Origin of the sequence: Mycolicibacterium sp. 624 (genome assembly GCF_040548615.1) — a bacterium.
Taxonomy (GTDB): Bacteria; Actinomycetota; Actinomycetes; order Mycobacteriales; family Mycobacteriaceae; genus Mycobacterium.
Genome location: NZ_JBEPRZ010000001.1, coordinates 21287 through 40636, shown reverse-complemented (window position 1 = coordinate 40636; position 19350 = coordinate 21287). Strand labels below are relative to the sequence as shown.

The 19350-nt window shown below is 65.6% G+C and carries 20 protein-coding genes; 9 read left to right on the top strand and 11 right to left on the bottom strand.

Features of this window, described 5'->3' with window-relative positions:
- Positions 1 to 8: 8 nt before the first annotated feature.
- Positions 9 to 1115, bottom strand: coding sequence for an acyl-CoA dehydrogenase family protein (locus ABIA65_RS00205; protein WP_354522222.1), 1107 nt, complete (start codon positions 1113 to 1115; stop codon positions 9 to 11).
- Positions 1116 to 1175: 60 nt separating this feature from the next.
- Here ABIA65_RS00205 and ABIA65_RS00200 point away from each other — a divergent pair, with 60 nt between their 5' ends.
- Positions 1176 to 2090: an acyl-CoA dehydrogenase family protein gene (locus tag ABIA65_RS00200; protein ID WP_354522221.1), complete on the top strand. Its 915-nt coding sequence runs from the start codon at positions 1176 to 1178 to the stop codon at positions 2088 to 2090.
- Here ABIA65_RS00200 and ABIA65_RS00195 read toward each other — a convergent pair.
- Positions 2057 to 2686, bottom strand: coding sequence for a TetR/AcrR family transcriptional regulator C-terminal domain-containing protein (locus tag ABIA65_RS00195; RefSeq protein WP_354522220.1), 630 nt, complete (start codon positions 2684 to 2686; stop codon positions 2057 to 2059). The two genes, ABIA65_RS00200 and ABIA65_RS00195, sit on opposite strands and share 34 nt — an antisense overlap.
- 81 nt (positions 2687 to 2767) lie before the next feature.
- Between ABIA65_RS00195 and ABIA65_RS00190 the strand changes: the two genes are divergently transcribed.
- From ABIA65_RS00190 to ABIA65_RS00175, 4 genes are read left to right on the top strand one after another with little or no spacing between them, the layout of a single operon-like run.
- Positions 2768 to 3751, top strand: a complete 984-nt coding sequence (locus ABIA65_RS00190; RefSeq protein WP_354522219.1) for a nitrilase-related carbon-nitrogen hydrolase — start codon at positions 2768 to 2770, stop codon at positions 3749 to 3751.
- 11 nt (positions 3752 to 3762) lie between these two features.
- A complete protein-coding gene (locus tag ABIA65_RS00185) occupies positions 3763 to 4776 on the top strand; it encodes an agmatine deiminase family protein (RefSeq protein WP_354523058.1) in 1014 nt (337 codons plus the stop codon).
- A complete protein-coding gene (locus ABIA65_RS00180; protein WP_354522218.1) occupies positions 4773 to 6398 on the top strand; it encodes an amidohydrolase in 1626 nt (541 codons plus the stop codon). The genes ABIA65_RS00185 and ABIA65_RS00180 overlap by 4 nt, the downstream gene beginning before the upstream one ends.
- A gap of 11 nt (positions 6399 to 6409) precedes the next feature.
- Positions 6410 to 7753: an APC family permease gene (locus ABIA65_RS00175; protein ID WP_354522217.1), complete on the top strand. Its 1344-nt coding sequence runs from the start codon at positions 6410 to 6412 to the stop codon at positions 7751 to 7753.
- 16 nt (positions 7754 to 7769) lie between these two features.
- On the opposite strand, the gene ABIA65_RS00170 is transcribed toward ABIA65_RS00175, so the two are convergent.
- A complete protein-coding gene (locus ABIA65_RS00170; RefSeq protein ID WP_241401524.1) occupies positions 7770 to 8375 on the bottom strand; it encodes a TetR/AcrR family transcriptional regulator in 606 nt (201 codons plus the stop codon).
- 71 nt (positions 8376 to 8446) lie between these two features.
- On the opposite strand from ABIA65_RS00170, the gene ABIA65_RS00165 reads away from it, so the two are divergent.
- Positions 8447 to 9646 carry a cytochrome P450 gene (locus ABIA65_RS00165; RefSeq protein ID WP_354522216.1) on the top strand — a complete coding sequence of 400 codons (1200 nt, stop codon included), beginning with the start codon at positions 8447 to 8449 and terminating at the stop codon, positions 9644 to 9646.
- Positions 9647 to 9656: 10 nt separating this feature from the next.
- Here ABIA65_RS00165 and ABIA65_RS00160 read toward each other — a convergent pair whose 3' ends face one another.
- The 3 genes from ABIA65_RS00160 to ABIA65_RS00150 are packed head-to-tail and all read right to left on the bottom strand — an operon-like array spanning position 9657 to position 11689.
- Positions 9657 to 10322, bottom strand: coding sequence for a class I SAM-dependent methyltransferase (locus ABIA65_RS00160; protein ID WP_241401522.1), 666 nt, complete (start codon positions 10320 to 10322; stop codon positions 9657 to 9659).
- Positions 10323 to 10348: 26 nt separating this feature from the next.
- Positions 10349 to 11239, bottom strand: a complete 891-nt coding sequence (locus ABIA65_RS00155; protein ID WP_354522215.1) for a hypothetical protein — start codon at positions 11237 to 11239, stop codon at positions 10349 to 10351.
- A gap of 15 nt (positions 11240 to 11254) precedes the next feature.
- The gene (locus ABIA65_RS00150; protein ID WP_241401520.1) at positions 11255 to 11689 is read right to left on the bottom strand and encodes a cupin domain-containing protein; all 435 of its coding nucleotides are present in this window, start codon (positions 11687 to 11689) and stop codon (positions 11255 to 11257) included.
- Positions 11690 to 11876: 187 nt separating this feature from the next.
- Here ABIA65_RS00150 and ABIA65_RS00145 point away from each other — a divergent pair, with 187 nt between their 5' ends.
- A complete protein-coding gene (locus ABIA65_RS00145) occupies positions 11877 to 12635 on the top strand; it encodes an SDR family oxidoreductase (RefSeq protein WP_354522214.1) in 759 nt (252 codons plus the stop codon).
- On the opposite strand, the gene ABIA65_RS00140 is transcribed toward ABIA65_RS00145, so the two are convergent.
- Positions 12626 to 13597, bottom strand: coding sequence for a helix-turn-helix domain-containing protein (locus tag ABIA65_RS00140; RefSeq protein ID WP_241401518.1), 972 nt, complete (start codon positions 13595 to 13597; stop codon positions 12626 to 12628). The genes ABIA65_RS00145 and ABIA65_RS00140 overlap by 10 nt on opposite strands.
- Before the next feature lie 199 nt (positions 13598 to 13796).
- On the bottom strand, positions 13797 to 14402 hold the full coding sequence (locus tag ABIA65_RS00135) for a TetR/AcrR family transcriptional regulator (protein ID WP_241401517.1): 606 nt from the start codon (positions 14400 to 14402) through the stop codon (positions 13797 to 13799).
- 39 nt (positions 14403 to 14441) lie between these two features.
- Between ABIA65_RS00135 and ABIA65_RS00130 the strand changes: the two genes are divergently transcribed.
- Complete coding sequence (locus ABIA65_RS00130) at positions 14442 to 15530, top strand: SDR family NAD(P)-dependent oxidoreductase (protein ID WP_354522213.1); 1089 nt, start codon at positions 14442 to 14444, stop codon at positions 15528 to 15530.
- On the opposite strand, the gene ABIA65_RS00125 is transcribed toward ABIA65_RS00130, so the two are convergent.
- Together ABIA65_RS00125 and ABIA65_RS00120 are read right to left on the bottom strand one after the other, a co-directional pair.
- Positions 15483 to 16316 carry a class I SAM-dependent methyltransferase gene (locus ABIA65_RS00125; protein ID WP_241405885.1) on the bottom strand — a complete coding sequence of 278 codons (834 nt, stop codon included), beginning with the start codon at positions 16314 to 16316 and terminating at the stop codon, positions 15483 to 15485. The two genes, ABIA65_RS00130 and ABIA65_RS00125, sit on opposite strands and share 48 nt — an antisense overlap.
- Positions 16317 to 16425: 109 nt before the next feature.
- Entirely contained in the window at positions 16426 to 17220 is a 795-nt protein-coding gene (locus ABIA65_RS00120) for an APH(3')-II family aminoglycoside O-phosphotransferase (RefSeq protein ID WP_502919501.1), read from the bottom strand.
- Positions 17221 to 17389: 169 nt separating this feature from the next.
- Between ABIA65_RS00120 and ABIA65_RS00115 the strand changes: the two genes are divergently transcribed.
- The gene (locus tag ABIA65_RS00115) at positions 17390 to 17878 is read left to right on the top strand and encodes a hypothetical protein (protein WP_241401514.1); all 489 of its coding nucleotides are present in this window, start codon (positions 17390 to 17392) and stop codon (positions 17876 to 17878) included.
- 71 nt (positions 17879 to 17949) lie between these two features.
- Here ABIA65_RS00115 and ABIA65_RS00110 read toward each other — a convergent pair whose 3' ends face one another.
- A complete protein-coding gene (locus ABIA65_RS00110) occupies positions 17950 to 19335 on the bottom strand; it encodes an MFS transporter (RefSeq protein ID WP_354522211.1) in 1386 nt (461 codons plus the stop codon).
- Between the last annotated feature and the right edge of the window lie 15 nt (positions 19336 to 19350).

Genomic DNA, 19350 nt, shown 5'->3' with positions numbered 1-19350 from the left:
CCGGACGCTCACCAGATGAGATCGTCGACCGTGAGGCCGAAGGCGAACCGGCCCACCACTGACAGCACCTGCTCAACATTGCTCGAGACGTGCATGCGGGCCGTCGCCACATCGCGCCACACACGTTCCATCAGTACCTCGTCGGCCTCGTGGCCCGGACTCTGCATGACCACGCTGATGGCCCGCACGGCACGGTCAGAGGCCATCACCTGGTCCCGACGCGTTCGCAGCATCAGCTCGGCGTCCGGATAGCCGCCTCCGCGAGCGCAGTCCATGAGATCGCCCACGTTGCGCCGGATCTGCTGCAACGACAGCTCGACATCGGTGTGGGCCATGGCCAGCGCGCTCAGCGGCGTCGATGCTGCCGGCAGTCGAGCCGCCAGCATCCGTTGCGCCGCGCCGAGCAGCGGCATGGTCCCGGCCAGCGTGTACAGCGTCGGTTGCGGAAGTCGGTCCAGTGCAGGCACGTGGGCGTCCAGGGTCAGGTTGAGCCAGCTGAACGTGCGGTGTTCGGGCACAAAGGCTCCGGAGACGACGACGTCGTCGGCACCGATTCCACGCAGCCCCAGTCCATTCCAGATCGGTTCGACGACATAGTCGGTGCGCGGCACGAGGACCGCCATGAAGTCCTGGGCGGCGCCGTCTGGTCCGACGCGCAATGCTGCCGCGCTCATCCACGAGGCGTGGTTGGCGCCTGTGCAGCGACTCCACCGACCGGACAGCCAGTAACCACGGTCCGTGCGCTCGAGTCGTCCGGTCGGTGCGTAGGACGAACACAGCAGAGCCCGGGGGTCTGCACCCCAGATCTCCTCCAGCGCGCGCTGATCACGCACGGACAGGCCCCAACTGTTCACCCCGAGCCATCCGGCCAACCAGCCGGTGGACATGCAGGCTGCCGACAGTTCGCGGGTAGCCGTCAAATAGTCCTCGGGCTCAGCCTCCAGACCGCCGAACGGCTTGGGCTGCAGCATCGCGAAGTAACCCGCGTCGTGCAGGCTCGCGATAACCTGCGGATCGACGGCGCCGCGGCGATCGACATCGGCCGCGGCAGCGGCGATCGAGGGCAGCAGTGAGCGAACCGCGGCCAGCACGGATTGCGACATAGTCTCCGTCATAGCTGCCTATCCCGTGTCACGATCATGGATATCATCCGTTGCCGGCCCGAGGAGGCGTTTATGGCCGAGCCGAATGGCGCGGTACGCGAGATTCTCGACTCGGTGACAGCTGAATCTATTGGCGCACTCCATGGTTCGGCGGTGGGTAGGGTACTGCAACCGGCTCGGTACGGCGGCTTCGCGCTGGGCACCGAGGAGTTCGTCTCGGTGGTTCTCGAGTGCGCGGCACTCGACGGATCGCTCGGCTGGCTTGCCGCTGCGTTCAATGTCGCTGCCCACGAGGTGGCGGCTCTGCCGGAGCATGTGGCCGACGAGGTGTGGAACCCGGACCCTCGTGCGGTGATCACCACCAGCCATCGAGCCGCGGAGGGTTGTCTTGACGATAGAAGGCTGACGGGTCGATGGACATCGGTCATCGGTGCTGAACAGGCTGATTGGCTGTTGCTGACCGCTGAGAACTATCGGGTGCTGCTGCCGCGTGCCGCGGCCCGAATAGATCCGGTGATCAGCCAGACGGGTCTGAACGCGGCGGGTATCTGTGACGTGACCGTCACCGATCTGCCCATTGACGATCGACACGTCTTCACGTGTCATCGCGACGTCGTGTCGGTGGTGGCGGGAGCGGGTGCGGCCGCCGCTGTCGTGGGATCGGCCGATGGCGTGTGGCGCCAGCACGTCGACCAGGTGCGCGCGCGACTCGCCGCGTCCTACGGCGGTGACGAGATGACCAATGAGGCTGCCACGCAGGTGGCCCGGGCGGCGTCCGACATCGATGCCGCCAAAATTCAGGTCGCCACGTCGCTGCACATGCTGGGCGATGCTGCGCTGTGGGCCCATCGGCAAGCCGTCGCCCGAGCGTGTGGCGCGGCCGATCGGCTCCTGGGGAGCAGCCGACATGCGCTGGATGCGTCGGACCCGGCCACCCGCATGTGGAAGGACGTTTACGCCGGCTCCCGCCTGGCTGCGGCGGTGTAGGGCCCCAGGCCCCGCAGCAGCACGGCGAGGCCGAACTCGAAGGCGTCCTCGGCGCGGTCGGCCCTGGCGGACCCGGTGGCCAGCGCCGCGGTGAGCTCAGGCCCCACGTCGGGTCCGGACGCCCAGGGGGCCTCCGGGGCGGCCACGTCGAGCGCCGAGCCGAGCACGAAGCAGTCGATCATGGTGATGATGCGCAGCGTGTCGTCGGCACCGAACCCGGCCCGGGCCAGCGTGACGGCCAGCGCGTTGTACATGGTGACGGCTTGGTGGCTGTTGACCGGATAGGCGGTGAGCAGCGGAATCAGCCGCGGAAACCGGGCGTAGCTGCGCCGGTAAGAGCGCATGATCTCGGCGACGACATCGGCCCAGGGCCGGTCGGATTCGGTGTCGGGGAGCGCGACGTCGCTCATGGCCCTCTCGCGCAGCAGCTCGATGATCTGCTCGCGTCCGGAAACGTGGTTGTACAGCGACGACGGGCTGACCTTGAGCTTGCGGGCCAGCTCCGGAATGGTGAACCCGCCGCCGGAGTTCACGAGATCCATTGCCGCGCAGGTGATCCGGTCCGTGGACAGGATCGGCACCGATGGGCGTCCCATACGAGTTCTCCCCAAGCTCTTTACAACGGCGTGTCCTCCATCACACAATAAACGAAATGGATTCGTTTTAGGAGTACCGACATGCTCATGTTGTCTGCCGCGGCCGCCGAACCGCTGTCCCGCTCGACGGTGTCTCAGCGGCCCCCGCTGCGGGTCGGGCTGGTGCAGCACCGCTGGCGCGACGATGCCGCCGAGCTGGCCCGGGTCCTGCGCGAAGGCATCGACCGGGCCGCCGGCGCAGGTGCACGCGCGGTGTTCCTGCCGGAGATCACCCTGCTGCGCTATCCGGCGGACACTCCGGCCGGGCCGAATCCGGGGGATCACGCCGAGGACCTGACCGGTGGCCCGACGTTCGCGCTCGCGGCCGAGGCGGCCCGGGCCAACGGCGTCTTCGTGCACGCATCGCTGTACGAGAAGGCGCCGGCAGCCGACGGCCTTGGCTACAACACCGCGATCCTGGTGTCCCCGGCCGGTGACCTGGTGGCCAGAACCCGCAAGATGCACATCCCGATCTCGGCCGGCTATTACGAGGACACCTACTTCCGGGCCGGTCCCGCGGACGGCGATCCCTACCCCGTGTACAAACCAGACGGCCTGGACGCCCGGATTGGCATGCCGACCTGCTGGGATGAATGGTTCCCCGAGGTGGCCCGCAACTACTCGCTGGGCGGTGCCGAGATCGTGGTCTATCCGACGGCGATCGGGTCCGAGCCGGTGTTCCCCGCCTTCGACACCCAGCCGCTGTGGCAGCAGGTGATCGTCGCCAACGGCATCAACAGCGGATTGTTCATGGTCGTGCCCAACCGCACCGGCGACGAGGGCGCGCTGTCGTTCTACGGTTCGTCGTTCATCTCCGACCCGTACGGCCGGGTGCTGGTGCAGGCGCCGCGGGACGAGGAGGCCGTGCTGGTCGCCGACCTCGACCTGGACCAGCGCCGCGACTGGCTGGAGCTGTTCCCGTTCCTGCTGACCCGCAGGCCCGACAGTTACGGTGCGCTGCACGCACCGGTGGACGCGACCCGGCCCTACGGCGAAGGCCACGACGCCACGGCGGTCGTCAAGTGACGCGGTACCTCATGCCCTCCGAGGGCGCCCCGCAGGACCGAGTGTGGATGGCCTTTCCCAGTGCGGGCTACTCGCTCGGAGATACCGAAGAGGCCCGACATCAGGCACGGTCCACCTGGGCGGCGGTGGCCCACGCCATCGCACAGTTCGAGCCGGTGACCATGCTCGTCGACCCGGACGAGATCGGGGCCGCGAAACGCTATGTGTCCCAGGACATCGAGATAGTCGAGGCACCGCTGAATGACGCCTGGATGCGGGATATCGGGCCGACGTTCGTGCACGCTGACGACGGGTCGGTGGCCGCGGTCGACTGGGTGTTCAACGGCTGGGGCGCCCAGGACTGGGCGCGCTGGGACCGCGACGCCAAGATAGGCGCAACGGTGGCCGAGCTCGCCGGCGTCCCGGTGGTGGATTCGCCACTTGTCAACGAGGGCGGTGGTATTCAGGTCGACGGAGAGGGCACCGTGCTGGTCACCGAGACCGTCCAACTGGACCCCGGCCGCAATCCCGGCCTGTCCAGAGCCGATGTCGAGGCCGAATTGGCCCGCACCGTTGGCGCCGCAAAGGTGGTCTGGTTGCCGCGCGGGCTGACCCGTGACTCGCAGCGCTTCGGCACCCGCGGCCATGTCGACATCGTCGCGGCGATCACAGCTCCCGGGCGGCTGCTGCTTCACACCCAAACCGCTGATGAACACCCGGACACCTTGGTTTGCAAGGAGATTCGTTCAACACTGGAAGGCGCGTACGGTTTCGACATTGTGGAGATGCCTGCCCCGACCATCCTCGCCGACGGCGACGGATACGTCGACTACAGCTACATCAACCACCTGGTGGTCAACGGCGGGGTGATCGCCTGCAGCTTCGATGATCCGCGGGACGCCGATGCCGCGGCGATCCTCGCCGAGCAGTACCCGGGCCGCTCCGTGGTATCGGTCGACGCCCGGCCGCTGTTCGAACGTGGTGGCGGAATCCACTGCATAACACAGCAGCAACCATCGCCGATAAACCGCGCGGAGCGCGTGTGACCGCGCGTAGTGTCCCGACCGTGGCGACGTTGTTTCATGGCGGCGTGATCTGGACCGGCACCGAGACCACCGATGCGCTGCTGATTGCCGACGGCGTGGTCCTCGCGGTGGGGGAGCAGGCCCACGCGCAGCCCTGCGATGCGCAGGTCGACCTGGCCGGTGGTTTTCTGATGCCGTCCTTCGGTGACGGCCATGCCCACCCGCTCTACGGCGGGCTGGAATCCGCCGGGCCGGCGGTGCGGGCATGTTCGTCGGTGGACGAAATCGTGGCGGCAGTTGGGGAATTCGCCGCCGCCAATCCTCACGAGGAATGGATAGTCGGCGCGTCCTACGACGGCAGCCTGGTTCCCGCCGGCCTGTTCGACGCACGCTGGCTCGATGCTGCGGTACCAGACCGGCCCGTGGTGCTGCGGGCCTGGGACTACCACACCTTCTGGGTCAATTCCGTTGCGCTGCAACGAGCGGGGATCACCGCCGACACCCCCGACCCGGTGCTCGGCGAGATCCCGCGGCGGTCGGACGGATCGGTGCTCGGCACGCTGCGGGAATGGGGTGCCACCGACCTGGTCGCCGCCGTCATGCCCCCGCGTGACGAGGCAGTGCGCATCGCGGCGCTATCGGCCGCGGCCGACTACTTCCTGGCCCGCGGCGTCACCTGGGTGCAGGACGCCTGGGTTGAGCCGGCCGATGTCGACACCTACCTCGCGGCAGCCGCTCAGGGCGCATTGCGGATGCGCTTCAACCTCGCGTTCTACGCCGACCCGCGCCATTTCGACACCCAGATTACGCAGTTCGCCTCGGCCAGCGATCGCGTCGAGGCGACGAAGTCGCCCCTGCTGACGGCGAACACCGTGAAGTTCTTCGCCGACGGAGTGGTGGAGAATGAGACCGGAGCACTGCTGGCACCGTATTGCTCGGGTCTGCACAGCCACGGAATGACGCTGTGGGAGGGCGACTCGCTGGCCGAGGCCGCACGCCGCGTCGATGACCTCGGTCTCCAGATCCACATCCACGCCATCGGCGACGCCGCGGTGCGCCAGGCCCTCGACGCCATCGAGTACGTCGTTCGGCAGAACGGACCCCGTGACCGGCGCCCGGTGATCGCCCATGCTCAGCTCGTCGACGACGCCGACATCGGCCGGTTCGCCGAACTCGGCGTCATCCCGAACGTGCAGCCGCTGTGGGCTCAGATGGACGCGTTGATGACGGTGCTAACCATTCCGCGGCTCGGTGCCGAACGCGCCGACAAGCAGTACCGGATACGGTCACTGGAATCCTCCGGTGCGGCACTGGCATTCGGCTCGGACTGGCCGGTGTCATCGGGCGCGCCGCTGGACGGAATCGCGGTCGCGGTGTCCCGGCAGACCGCCGAGGGCGCCCCGGAGGGCGGCTGGACACCCGAGGAGATCATCCCGATCGAGCAGGCGCTGTCCTCGTACACGGCCGGGGTGGCATACCAGGCATTCGCCGAATCCGACTGGGGCCGCCTGGTGCCCGGCGCCAGCGCCGACCTGGTCTGGCTCGAGGGTGATCCCACTCGGACTGCCGCGCTGGACCTTCCGGCGCTGCGGATCCGCGCAACGTATCTGCAGGGCCAGCCGGTGTACTCGGCCGAACAGTGAAAGGCGATGCCATGACCGTTACCTCCGCCGCGACGGAAGGCCACCTGCGCCGCGTTCTCGGGCTCCCGTCCCTGGTGCTGTTCGGTCTGGTCTACATGGTGCCGCTCACGGTGTTCACCACCTACGGCATCGTCACCGAAGTGACCGGTGGGAGACTGCCGTTCGCGTATGTGGTGACGTTGGTCGCCATGGTTTTCACCGCCCGGTCCTACGCCCGGATGGCCGGGGCGTTCCCGGTGGCGGGGTCGGCCTATACCTACACGCAGAAGGCCTTCGGTGCCCCGATCGGCTTCCTGGCCGGGTGGTCGCTGCTGCTGGACTACCTGTTCCTGCCGATGATCAACTACTTGGTCATCGGAATCTACCTGGAGGCCGCGTTCCCGGCGATCCCGGCCTGGATCATCATCGTGGTGACGATCGCCATCGTCACCGTGCTCAACATCATCGGCATCGTGTCGGTGGCCCGCGCCAACTTCCTCATCATCGCGATCCAGGCCATCTTCATTGTGACGTTCGTGGTGCTGTCGTGCGTGACGTTGTTCGGCAGCGGCTCGGTGGATCCGGCAGCTCCATTCAGCGGTGACGGTACGACGTCGGGCCTGGCCCCGGTGTTCGCCGGTGCGGCGATCCTGTGTCTGTCATTCCTGGGCTTCGACGCGGTGTCCACCCTGTCGGAGGAGGCGAAAGACCCTAAACGTACTGTGCCGCAGGCAATCATGATCGCAACGCTGGTATCCGGATTGATCTTCATCGGGCTGTCCTACCTGTCGCAGGTGGTGTTCCCGTCGAACGAGTTCACCGATGTCGACTCGGGTGCGCTGGACGTGATGGCCGCCGTCGGCGGCGATTTCGCCAAGACGTTCTTCACTGCCGCCTACGTTGCCGGCGCGCTCGGATCGGCCATCACCTCGCAGGCCTCGGTGGCCCGCATCCTCTTCGCCATGGGCCGCGACGGGATTCTGCCGCGGCGGGTGTTCGGTCGGTTGTCGGCCAGATACGCCACCCCGGTGTACGCGATCCTGGTGGTGTCGGTGGTGTCACTGCTGGCTGTGGTCATTGACCTGGCGACGTTGGCATCACTAATCAGCTTCGGTGCGCTGGTGGCATTCTCGGTGGTCAATCTGTCGGTGATCAAGCACTACTTCGTGGACCTGCGGCAGCGCTCGGGTGGCCAGATCGTGAACAGCCTGGTGTTGCCGTTCATCGGTTTCGCGTTGACGGTCTGGTTGTGGACCAGTTTGTCGTCGGAGACGCTGATCGTCGGGTTGTGCTGGCTGGCAGTCGGTTTCATCTGGCTGCTGGGTGTGACGCGCGGATTCTCCCGCCCGACGCCCACACTGGACCTCAAGGAGTAGCCGCCGATGGCTTCGCCTACGCCTTCGGCGTGACGACCGACGTGTACATCCTCAGGGCGGTCTGAAATAGGTCGACGTCATCGAGTTCACCGGCGAGCATGATGCCGTCGCTTGTGGCGATGAGAGCTTGCGCGAATTCCCTTGCCGGGACGGACAAGGTCAGGCCGAGCCGTTGTGAGCCGCTGATGACGAATTCCGTGAGTGCGTCGACGACCTCACGGCGCTTGTCGGCGACGCGCTCGCGAGCGTCGGGGTTGCGCAGCAGGTAGAGGGTGAACTCGTAGCCCAGGGCCGCATGTCGTGCACCGCCGCTGCGGGTGAGCTGGATCCAGCGTTGCGCGATCTCGCTCAGCTCGTCGTCGCCGATCTCGTCCACAGCGGCGAGCACCTCGGCGAAGTTGTCGAAGTAGCGACGCCAGTAGCGGTCGCTGACGGCGAAGAACAGGTCTTCCTTGGCCTTGAAGTGCACATAGATCGCCCCGCGGGTGTAGCCGGCGGCGGCGGCGATGTCATCGAGAGTCGCTGCGCTGAACCCCTTGTTGGCGAAGACCTCCTCGGCCGCGTCGACCAGCAGATTGCGTGTGTGCTCGAGCCGCCGCTCCTTGGTAAAGCGCTCCACCATTGGGCACATACTGCCAAAAGGATGTGCGCATACGCTTCCGTATCGCACATACGGACAGGTATGTTGAGGCCATGAGCGCGGGTGCGACCAGTGAGATCTCGTTCGATCCCTACGACGCCGACCTCGTCGTCGACCCGTATCCGATGTTCCGTCGGCTACGGGACGAGATGCCGCTGTACTACAACGAGCAGTTCGACTTCTACGCGCTGAGTCGATTCGCCGACGTGAACGCGGCGGCGGTCGACCACCAGACCTTCAGCTCCGCCCGCGGCAACATCCTGGAGTTGATCAAGGCCAATATGGACGTCCCGTCGGGGCTGCTCGTGATGGAGGATCCGCCGCGTCACGACATCCACCGCAAGTTGTTGTCGCGGATGTTCACACCCCGCAAGATCAGCGAACTCGAGGACACCATTCGCCAGTACTGTGCGCGCAGCCTCGACCCGCTGGTCGGTTCCGCGGGTTTCGACTTCATCGCCGATCTGGGCGCGCAGATGCCGATGCGCGTGATCAGCAAGCTGCTGGGGATTCCGGAGGAGAACCAGGAGGCTATCCGCGATCACTCGAACTCGCACATGGTCACCGACGCCGGGGAGCCGATGGAGATTGCGTCCGACGGATTCGATGACGGCTCGATATTCGTCGACTACATCGAGTGGCGTTCCAAGAATCCCTCGGATGACATCGTGACCGAACTGCTCAACGTCGAGTTCACCGACGAGGACGGTGTGGTTCGGCGGCTGCATCGCGATGAGCTGCTGATGTATGTCAGCGTGGTCGCGGCCGCGGGCAACGAGACCACCACGCGGCTGATCGGCTGGGCGGCCAAAGTGCTTGCCGAGCATCCCGATCAGCGTCGCGAGCTGGTGGCCGATCCATCGTTGATCCCCAAGGCGGTCGAGGAGCTGTTGCGCTTCGAGCCGCCCGCCCCGCACTTCGCCCGATACGTCACCCGCGATGTCGAGTACTACGGACAGTCTGTGCCCGAGGGCAGCGCGATGATCCTGCTCGCCGGTGCCGCCAATCGCGATGAGCGTCAGTTCCCCGATCCTGATGTCTTCGACATTCACCGCGACGTCCGTTCGCATCTTGCCCTGGGTGTCGGGACGCACTACTGCATCGGCTCCGCGCTGGCGCGCCTGGAGGGGCGGGTTGCGATCGAGGAGATCCTCAAACGTTTCCCCGAGTGGGACATCGACCTACCCAACGCCAAGATGTCATCCACCTCAACCGTGCGGGGCTGGGAGACCATGCCCGCGATCGTCGGCTGAGTTTGGGCAGTCAGGCGCCCTTGTGGGCGCTGAGCAGGAATCCCGGCATCTTCAGGTGATCCCCGTCGACGAAACGCGCCATGTTCGGTGCGTCCGTTCCCTCGGGGACAGCGGTGGCGTTGCCGTACAGGACGGCGGGACGCACGTCGTCCACCACCCAGTACGCGCCCACGGCCTCGCGGAACTCGTCCTCGGAGACGCCGCGGGGGCCGCGTTGCTGTCCATCACCGCCGACCTCGGAGTTGAAGGACAAGATGTAGAGCGCTGCGCCTGGAGCGGCGGCCCGCGCTATGCACCGCAGGTAGTCCGCTCGTCGCTCGACCGGCAGCGAATGGAGCAGCCCGCTGTCGATGACGGTGGAGAACCTGTCGTCATATCCGCCAAAGTCGGCGATGTCGGCTTGCGCGAAGCGCGCCGAGGTAAGGCCGCGCTCGGCGGCGGCCGCCGCGGCCGCCGCCACCGCGGTTGGGCTGAAGTCCAGCCCGACCACCTGATAGCCCTGCCTGGCCAGTTCCAGTGAGAGTTCGGCGTGTCCGCAGCCGGCGTCGAGAACCTCGCTGCGCACCCTGCCGTCGGCGATGAGCGCGGCCAGCTCGGGCTGGGGCTGGCCGATGCTCCACGGTGGCGGCGCGTCCTGCTGATAGGCGCTCTCCCAATCCATGTGGGGCTGTGTCATCGACCCTCTCCCTCATCCGGTTCCTCTCACACGGTAGCGCGCATTCCCGTCACCGAGGACGACGCGTGAGGGCCATCCGTCGGATGCAGCCAGTCCGCGATGTTGCCGACGTAGTCCTTGAAGACGTCGAGGTGGATCGGGTCGTCCTGGATCTGCGTGCCCGGCGGTTCGGTGACGAACGAGGGGGCACCGGAGCGCAGATCCCAGTTGTAGTCGGCAAAGTGGTGAAACGTCGATGCGGCGAGCGCGCGGCCCATCGGTCTGCCATCCGATCCGGTTTCCCCTTCCAGCAGCACCGCGAGGTTGAAGTGCCGGCCGGTGGTGGTGCTTCGGCCCTGGGCGAGGGCCGTGGCGAATGGGCCATCCGGCGATACCAGCCCCTCGTGCGGATGTGCCGGGAACCACTCGATTCGTCCGCTCGGCGTCCGGGTGGTCCGCAGGAGTGGGTGGGCCGACCCGCTGATCAGCACCGGTTGGTAGTCGCCGTTGGCCCCCGAGTGGTAGTTCGGCCAGGAGATCTCCGGGGTGTCCTGGTCATCGCACATGGTCGCCGGATCCACACTCTCGTCGTGGAACTGGTTGACCATGCCCAATGAGCCAAGCCTGACCAGGCAGCTGCCCAGATCTTGGTGATCGCGCGCGGTCAGCACGCCGCCGCCGCTCTCGCGGAACCTCATGATGGCGTCGGCCTCGGCGGCGGTGAGCCCGTCACCACCGTCGACGGCCATCAACCACAGCTGATCGAAGTCGAGTTCGTCGATGCGAATCAAGATCGGATCCTGGTCGGCGTCCTCCCGGTTGCGGGCGGTCACATCGTGGCCCCTGGACCGCAGCTCGTCTGCAAGCAGGGCGAAGCGGCTGATATCCCAATCCTCGGGGCTCTTGTGAATCGTGCTCTGCAACAGAATCTTCGACATCGCCACGTTCCTCGACTATTGGGCGTTCGGTGCTGGCACGCGACGGTCTCGACGTGCCTCGAGTTCGTCGTCGTCGACAAGCGTGAGCATGGGTTGCCCCGGAACGCAGAACATCGTCACGGTGAACCGGCTCTTGACGTCGTCCCGATTGTTGCCGTCCTGGTAGTGGATGACGTCGCCCCCGGGTTCCCAGAAGGTCTCGCCGGCGCGAATGACGCGCGGAGCTTCACCCTCGAGTTCGAAGAGCATCTCGCCCTCCAGCACGTAGCCGAAGGCTGGTCCCGAGTGCCGGTGCGGCGGGGTGCCGGGATCGCCGGGGGGAAACTCCACCACGACCGTCATGGCGTGCGACCCCTCGGGAATCGCGGGCGGCATGGCCTCCTGAAGGACGGTGACGGCGGTCTGCCAGGCGTCACTGTGTGGCCTGGGTGCTGCCTTCTCGTCGGGCATGTCGGCTCCTTCGGTGCGGGCTATCGCTATTCGCGCTGGTCTCATCAGTTAGGACAAGGCTGACCAGCGGTCTGTGACACCTGCGATCAATTCCGCTGGGATTGTCACGAATTGGGGTTGTGTTCGGTCCTTGCTAGTGACTGGACGGCCACGCAGGCCGTGTGGCGCAATCATTGAGGGGTTGGATGTGAAGATCGTCGTCATCGGAGGAACGGGTCTAGTGGGATCCAAGCTGGTGGCACTTCTTGATGAGCACGGACACGAGGCCATCGCGGCAGCGCCGAACACCGGTGTGAACACCCTGACCGGCGAGGGGCTCGCCGAGGCCCTGACCAACGCCGCGGTGGTGGTCGATGTCTCGAATTCGCCGTCGCTGGAAGGTGATGCGGCGCTGCAGTTCTTCCAGACCTCGACGTCCAACCTGCTCGCCGCGGAGGCCGCAGCCGGGGTCGGACACCACGTCGCGCTGTCAGTCGTGGGCACCGGGGAACTCGCTGCGGCTGGAAGCGGCTACTTCCGCGCGAAGCTGGCCCAGGAGACGCTGATCGCGAAGGCACACGTCCCGTACTCGATTGTTCACGCGACGCAGTTCTTCGAGTTCCTGAGGGGCATCACCGACGAGGCCACAGATGGTGACACCGTGCGGCTGGCACCGGTCTACATCCAGCCGATGGCGGCGGCCGACGTCGCCGAGGCCGTGGCGATCACGGCGGTCAACACCCCGCTGAATCGCATCACCGAGGTCGCCGGGCCCCAGCGGTTCCGTCTCGATGAACTGGTCCGCACGACCCTGGCATCGCGCGACGACCCCCGGACGGTGCTGGCGGACCCGAGCGCCCGGTACTTCGGCGCCGAGATCAGCGAGCACAGCCTCACGCCACGTGAGGACGCGACGATCTTCGACACCCGGCTCGAGGACTGGGATTCGACGGTCGCTCAGGCGTGACCGCCCGCGAAGCAGCTGCGGTACTCGGTGGGTGTGGTCTTGCACCTGCGGACGAAGTGATGTCGATACGTCACCGGGGACTCGAAGCCGACTCGGGTGGCGATCTGCTCGATCGACAGCGACGAGGACTCGAGAAGCTCCATGCTGGCCTGGATGCGTTGCCCGATAAGCCATTTGATCGGCGTGGTTCCGGTGGCATCGGCGAACTGCCGTAGATAGGTGCGCCGGGACATCAGTGACTTCCTGGCCATGTCGTCGAGAGTGATCGGTGCGTCGAGGTTCGCCAGCGCCCACTCCATGCCTGCCGCGATCGCGCCGTCCGTCGTGGGCTCGGGTACTGGTGTCTCGATGTACTGGGCCTGTCCACCGGCGCGGTGCGGCGAGATCACCAGCCTCCGTGCCACGTCGTTCGCGATACGCGCGCCATGGTCGGTGCGCACGATGTGCAGGCACAGATCCAGACCCGCGGCGCATCCCGCGCTGGTGAGCACGTCTCCGCCATCGATGTAGAGCGGGGTGGGATCGACGTTGACGTCGGGATGGCGCGCTTGGAGCAGATCCACGTAGACCCAGTGCGTCGTGGCGGACCGACCGTCGAGAAGTCCGGCGGCGGCCAGCGCGAACGCCCCCGAGCAGATGGACACCAGCCGCGACTCTCGCGCGTGCGCGGTCCGAATCGCCTCGATGAGTCCCGGCGATGTCGGCTCGTTGACATCGCGCACGCTCGGGATGATCACCGTATCGGCTTCCGATAGATCAGCCAGCCCGTAGGCGGTGTGCACGGTCGCGCCACCCAGCATCCGAACCTCGGGTGTCTCGGCGCACAGCTTGACCGAGTACCAGGGGCGCGAGATGCCTGCGGAGAACATCGGGGAGAGTTCGGTGATCCCGAAGATCTCCGCAGCCAGGCCGGACTCGAATCCGGACATCCCGTCATAGGCGAGGATCGCCACCGAGTGCATGTCACTATCTTATCGAAGAGTGTCACTGGTGCCACTCCCGCTTTTGTCGCTTCCCGGCCACGATCGAGAGATGCTGCATCAACGACCATCGATCTGGGCGCGGGCGCGCCGCCACCCCGCGCTTCGCCAACTGATATCCCTCGCCGCGGGATTGCACGCGGCCAACGGTCTGGCACACGGCATTACGCCGCCACCGGCCTCAGCTGCGCGCGCGGTGCAGTGCGATGTCCAAGGCGCGCGACATGGCCGCTTGCACTTGTTCGGGGCCATCGCCCTGGGCCAGGCTGGTCGCGGCTGCAGCACTGACCGCGCCGGTGACGGCGCCGACGCGGGCGGCGGCGCCGAGTAGGTCCAGTTCGTCGGGGTACGCCCGCTGTAGGGCTTGAGCCAGCTCGGATTGGGCTGCCAGCAGCCTGTGCAACTGCCGGGCCAGCAAGCTTGGCGTTGACATCACCAACCGCGCGCGGAGCGCCGCCAGTCCGGTGGTCAAGTCGCCGGCGAAGGTGTTGGCCATCATGTCGGCCATGCTGCGGGCCAGCACATCGGAGATCGACTCGCCGGGGCTGCGGTCGGCGATGGCCTTAAGGCCGATGTCGACCCGGACCTCGGCGTTGGCGAACAGCACATCCTCCTTGGCGGGAAAGTGCAGAAAGAACGTCCGAGTGGTGACATCGGCGGCTGCGGCGATCTGCGCGACGGTGGTCTGCTCGTACCCGTTCCTCTCGAACAGTCGGACAGCTGCGGCGATCAGCGCATCCCGGGTGCGCTGCTTCTTGCGTTCGCGCAGCCCTGTTTCATCGGCCATGGGCGACATATTACTACATTGCATGTAGCAGTACATCAAGTGAAACGCTACATTGGATGTAGTCATTTCAATGGGAATCTGCGTTGGGAGTTCTTGATGGGAAGCCTTACTGGACGTGTCGCGTTGATTACCGGAGGCGGTCGAGGCATTGGGCGTCACGAAGCCGTGTTCTTCGCCGCCCAAGGCGCCCGAGTCGTCGTCAACGATGCGGGCGTGGATCTCGACGGCACGGGCGGTGACCGCGATGTTGCCGCTGCCGTCGTCGACGAGATTCGCGCGAATGGCGGTGAGGCAGTCGCGAACACCGACTCCGTCACCGAACCGTCGGGCGCCCAGCGCATGGTCGACACCGCTGTGCAGACCTTCGGCGACCTGCACATCGTGGTGAATAATGCTGCGATTGAACGCAACCGAGCGATCTATTTCATGACCTCCGAAGATTTCGACACCGTGTGCGACGTCAAACTGAAGGGAACTTTCAACGTCAGCGCCGCGGCGGCCCGATACTGGCGCCACCAACAACGCCGTGACACGCAAGTCGATCGAGCGATCGTGAACACGGTGTCTGGGTCGGGGTTGTTCAACCCGCTGCCAGGCCAATCGAACTACGCCGCGGCCAATGCCGGGGTCGCGGCGATGACTATTGTGCAGGCGCTGGAATTGGGATCCTTGGGTGTTCGGGTGAATTGCCTTGCACCGTCGATGATTCGGACGCGGATGACGCTGCCGGTGCCGGGTATTCAGGATCTCCCGCCGGCCGGAGAATACGACCCCTACTCGCCTGCTGTGGTCGCACCTGTGGCCGCATACCTCGCCAGCGCGCGCTGCGCGCTCACTGGTCAGGTCCTGGCCGTGCGCGGCCCTGCGGTGACTGTCGGCCACGGGTGGTCACGTGGGGGCAGTGTGACCAAGGACGCCGAGCAGTGGACAGTCGACGAACTTGCCGATCGGATCGCGGGGCTGTCATATCCCGACACCTTCGAGATCCTCGCCGATGCGCTTGGCGGGGCCCTCGGTCCGGTCGGCCGCGAGCAGATGCAGGACATGATCGACGCCGGCCTGCAAGAAACAGTCCGATCCCTACCGGCGTCGGGCGACGATCGCGAAGTTCAGCGGGATGCTCGGTGAACCGGGCGGCAGTGTCCATCCCTGTGCACACGAGACCAACTCGGGGAAGGCGCGCCAGTCCATGTAGGGCAGTTCCCGCAGCGCCACGATCTCGAGACCGGCGTGCAGGAGTGCACCGACGACCTCGCCCAGATCATGGCGCCACTCGTGATTGGCGGTGTGCACAATCTGTCCGGCCGAGTTGTCGGTGTAGCTGCCCGAGTCCTCGTAGCTGTGGACGCCACCACCGCTGAGGTAGTCATCGGTGATATCCCACGGTTCGAAATCCATCGCGCCGAGGATGGGGTGATCGTCGCGGATCATGAACAGCCCACCTGGCTCCAGGAGATCGTGGATCGACTGAGCCCAATCGCCGAGTTCCGGTAGCCACACGATGGTTCCGGCGCTGGTGACGACGATGTCGAAGTGGCGATCGATCAGCGTCGAGGCGAACCGGGCATCGCCCTCGACCCAGGTGATGTCGCGCGAGTCGGCATTGGCGATGCGGGCCGCGTGGTGCAGGGAGTTGGGCGACAAATCGAGTCCGTGTACATCGACGGCTCCGAGTCGGGCCCAGGAGACGGTGTCGGTGCCGATGTGGCACTGCAGGTGCAGCAGCGAGCGATCGCGGACACCGGCCTCCGGCAGATGAGGAGCTAGGACCGATAGGTCGTTCTGCACCACTGTGGAGATATCTGCGGGATCGGCCAAAAATCCTGCGACGTCATACATCTCGGAACGCGCGTGAACATCGGCGCGGTCGTCCCAGTTGGCCCGGTTGGCGGCAATTGCCTCCGCCTCATGCATGTTCATACCGTTCGATCGGAGTCGGGTGGTGAGTAGTCACAATGTGTAGCACAAAGCCCGGTTCGTGGGCTCGTCAATTTTCGACCGGCTCGATCCCGCGAAGCCGGCCTCAGAAGAACTCGTCGAGCAGGCGGTAGAAAGCTATGAGGTCGACGTCGAGATGGTCGAGCCCATAGCGCTGGAGGAACGGCACCACCCATTCCTCGCCCAGCTCTGCTGCGATGTCACGGGTGGCCAACGCCAAATCCTGATACCGGTCAGCCGTTCCCAGTCGGCCACAGTCAATGAAGCCGGTGAACCGACCGTGTTCCACCATGATGTTGGGCAGGCAGGCATCGCCGTGCGTGACCACCAGGTCCTCGTGCATCGGTTGGCCGGCCCGCAGCTTGGCGAAAAGCTGGCCGAGTTCGGTTCCCTGATGTTCGTCATCGAGGTCCTCTAGGTCGACGAGGCCAGCCTTCATCCGTGCGTGTGCGCGGTCGATACGTAACGCGGCTCTGTGGTCGAAAGGGCACGTGGCGGGGTCGAGGCTGTGCAGTTGGCGCAGCGCATCACCCATGATCGCCGCCTTGTCTGGAGAATCGAGAGGGGCCGCTAGCAGGTCGTCGCCCGGCACGGCTGTCAGTAGAAGCCAGTTCTGCTGTGCTTCGCACTTCTCGTCAAGGACTTGTGGGCATCCGATTCCGGTCGTGCTCAGCCAACGCAGTCGTGCCGCCTCTTCCCGTAGCTCGCCCAAGGGATGGGCCGGCTCGGACTTGACGAAGAGAGTCGGCATGCTCTGCGCGTGAAGGCGGGACACGGCAGCCTCCGAACAGCCGATCGTCTGTTGAGTCCACTTGTAGCCCTGCAATCTGTCTCGCCATGTCGCAGGAGTCATCTCGCACGACGGATTGTTTTCCAGCACGATTCGTCGGTTCCCTTCAAAGGGCGTGATTGTCGTGGGTATGCGCCCGCGAGTGCAAGTCTAGGAATCGGCAATGGCGCGGCATCGCGTGTGTCGATGGGAGAACGAATCGGTCGAATTTCAGCATCGACGGTCGCGTAAATAGGCCTGACGTGATCAGCTGTCTTTGATGCCTTCCTTCGGACTGTCCCCTCGCCTGTGTGCGTCGGTTGCGGCGTGCGCGGCGCTTCTGACAATCGGGGTGCCGTCGGCCGCGGCCGCACCAGCCACCGACGAACTGGGTTACGTCGACTCCACCGCACGGTGCGCCGAGCCGAACACCGTGGTGGAGTTCGGTAGCACCGCCGACTCGCGCGTCGCAGTCTGCAAGTCCTCCGAAGGTGAGTACCAGTACCGGGGCGTGCGGCTCCGTGACGGCGCCAAGCTGATTCTGTCTGCCACCCGATCCGACGATGGCGCGTTCATCGCCGAGAACAACGGTGTCGAGTACACCGTTGCGGCGAAGTCGTTGATCATCAGCGCTGGCGAGAAGGTGATCCGGGAGGAACCGTGGATCGACTTCCACGGGGGAGGCGCGGCGAGTGCGCCGTCGACCAAGGCCGCGCCGACCACACCGTTGCCGCCGCCGCTACCCGCAGAGGAGGGCGGGGGCTCGTAGTCACACATCTGCCGTTGCCTGACCATGGCTGGCCAGGCAACGGCAGATGAGGACTGCAATCGAGTGGGTCCCTACCCGGTGTGCGCCACACTCTCACCGTGCCGAGGAGCGGGATCGGTGGTGCCGTTGTTGAGGATGTTGTTGAGATTGCGCTTCGAGGTCTCCGGCGCGAAGTACACGGCGATCAGCGTCAGCACCGATGACGCCGAGATGTATATCGCCACCGAGGTCACCGAGCCGGTGGCGTCCAGCAGCGCCGAGGCGATCAACGGCGCGAACCCTCCACCGATGACACCGATGAGCATGTAGCCCAGCGAGACGCCGGTGTAGCGGTAGCTGGTATCGAACAGCTCGGCGATGAAGGCCGCGAGAACGCCGTACATCGCGCCCTGGAACACCATCGCGACCGATACCGAGAGCGCCATGAGTGCGAAGTTGCCGGTGCCCATCAGCGGATACACCGCGAATGCCCACACCGCCATCCCGACGCCGCCGATGAGGAATGGAATACGCCGCCCCACCCGATCGCTGAGTCGTCCGAAGTACAGAATTGACAAGAGCTGCGCGACGGCGCCGACGGCGACGGCGTTGAGCACCGTTGCCTTCGAGATATCGGTGTGCTGTGTCACGTAGGACAACGAGAACACGTTGATCACGAAGTACGCGACCTGTTGGCCAAGCCCGAGAAACACGACCAGCAGGATCATCTTCGGTGCGTGCCGCAGCACCTGAAGGATCGGGGCCTTGGTGTCCTTCTCCTTGAGTTTCTCTTGATTTCGAGTGAAGACGGTGGATTCGATGATCTTCACGCGAATCAGTAGGCCTACCAACACCAGTGGCGCACTGAGCAGGAACGGAATGCGCCAGCCCCAGGCCAAGAACTGTTCGTCGGTCATGAGCCCGCTCACTGCCGCCAGGGTGGCGGTGGCCAGGAGGAAGCCCATTGGTGAGGCGGACTGCATCCAGCTGCCGGCACGTCCCCGACTGTCCGAGGATTCGTCCTGCTCCACCACCATCAGCACGGCACCGCCCCATTCACCGCCCAGGCCGATGCCTTGAAACAGGCGACACACCACCAGCAGGATGGGTGCCAGGATGCCGATGGAGTCGTAAGTGGGCAGCAGTCCAATGGCCACTGTTGCGAGACCCATCATCATGATGGTCGCGATCAGGGCTGCCTTGCGCCCAACCCGGTCACCGATGTGCCCGAAGATGATTCCACCAATGGGGCGGGCAGCGAACCCGACTCCGAATGTGGCGAGCGCCAACAGTGTTCCTGCCGCCGGGTCCACGTCGGGAAAGAAGATCTTGCTGAACACCAGGGCGGCGACTGCGCCGTAGATGTTGAAGTCGTACCACTCGATGGTGGTGCCGACCATGCTCGCGACGATCGTTCTCCGACGACGCGATTTCGCGCTCGCAGTGTCAGTGGCTGCGGCAGGAACTGATTGGCTCATGTAGTCCTCTGATAG

What these genes read in the sequence shown, in the direction of transcription:
- ABIA65_RS00205 (WP_354522222.1), bottom strand. Translation starts at nt 1,115, where the DNA reads ATGACGGAGACTATGTCGCAATCCGTGCTGGCCGCGGTTCGCTCACTG.
- ABIA65_RS00170 (WP_241401524.1), bottom strand. Translation starts at nt 8,375, where the DNA reads ATGGTGGAGCGCTTTACCAAGGAGCGGCGGCTCGAGCACACACGCAAT.
- ABIA65_RS00150 (WP_241401520.1), bottom strand. Translation starts at nt 11,689, where the DNA reads ATGCCCGACGAGAAGGCAGCACCCAGGCCACACAGTGACGCCTGGCAG.
- ABIA65_RS00155 (WP_354522215.1), bottom strand. Translation starts at nt 11,239, where the DNA reads ATGTCGAAGATTCTGTTGCAGAGCACGATTCACAAGAGCCCCGAGGAT.
- ABIA65_RS00165 (WP_354522216.1), top strand. Translation starts at nt 8,447, where the DNA reads ATGAGCGCGGGTGCGACCAGTGAGATCTCGTTCGATCCCTACGACGCC.
- ABIA65_RS00200 (WP_354522221.1), top strand. Translation starts at nt 1,176, where the DNA reads ATGGCCGAGCCGAATGGCGCGGTACGCGAGATTCTCGACTCGGTGACA.
- ABIA65_RS00175 (WP_354522217.1), top strand. Translation starts at nt 6,410, where the DNA reads ATGACCGTTACCTCCGCCGCGACGGAAGGCCACCTGCGCCGCGTTCTC.
- ABIA65_RS00140 (WP_241401518.1), bottom strand. Translation starts at nt 13,597, where the DNA reads ATGCACTCGGTGGCGATCCTCGCCTATGACGGGATGTCCGGATTCGAG.
- ABIA65_RS00110 (WP_354522211.1), bottom strand. Translation starts at nt 19,335, where the DNA reads ATGAGCCAATCAGTTCCTGCCGCAGCCACTGACACTGCGAGCGCGAAA.
- ABIA65_RS00195 (WP_354522220.1), bottom strand. Translation starts at nt 2,686, where the DNA reads ATGGGACGCCCATCGGTGCCGATCCTGTCCACGGACCGGATCACCTGC.
- ABIA65_RS00135 (WP_241401517.1), bottom strand. Translation starts at nt 14,402, where the DNA reads ATGGCCGATGAAACAGGGCTGCGCGAACGCAAGAAGCAGCGCACCCGG.
- ABIA65_RS00125 (WP_241405885.1), bottom strand. Translation starts at nt 16,316, where the DNA reads ATGCATGAGGCGGAGGCAATTGCCGCCAACCGGGCCAACTGGGACGAC.
- ABIA65_RS00185 (WP_354523058.1), top strand. Translation starts at nt 3,763, where the DNA reads ATGCCCTCCGAGGGCGCCCCGCAGGACCGAGTGTGGATGGCCTTTCCC.
- ABIA65_RS00190 (WP_354522219.1), top strand. Translation starts at nt 2,768, where the DNA reads ATGCTCATGTTGTCTGCCGCGGCCGCCGAACCGCTGTCCCGCTCGACG.
- ABIA65_RS00115 (WP_241401514.1), top strand. Translation starts at nt 17,390, where the DNA reads ATGCCTTCCTTCGGACTGTCCCCTCGCCTGTGTGCGTCGGTTGCGGCG.
- ABIA65_RS00160 (WP_241401522.1), bottom strand. Translation starts at nt 10,322, where the DNA reads ATGACACAGCCCCACATGGATTGGGAGAGCGCCTATCAGCAGGACGCG.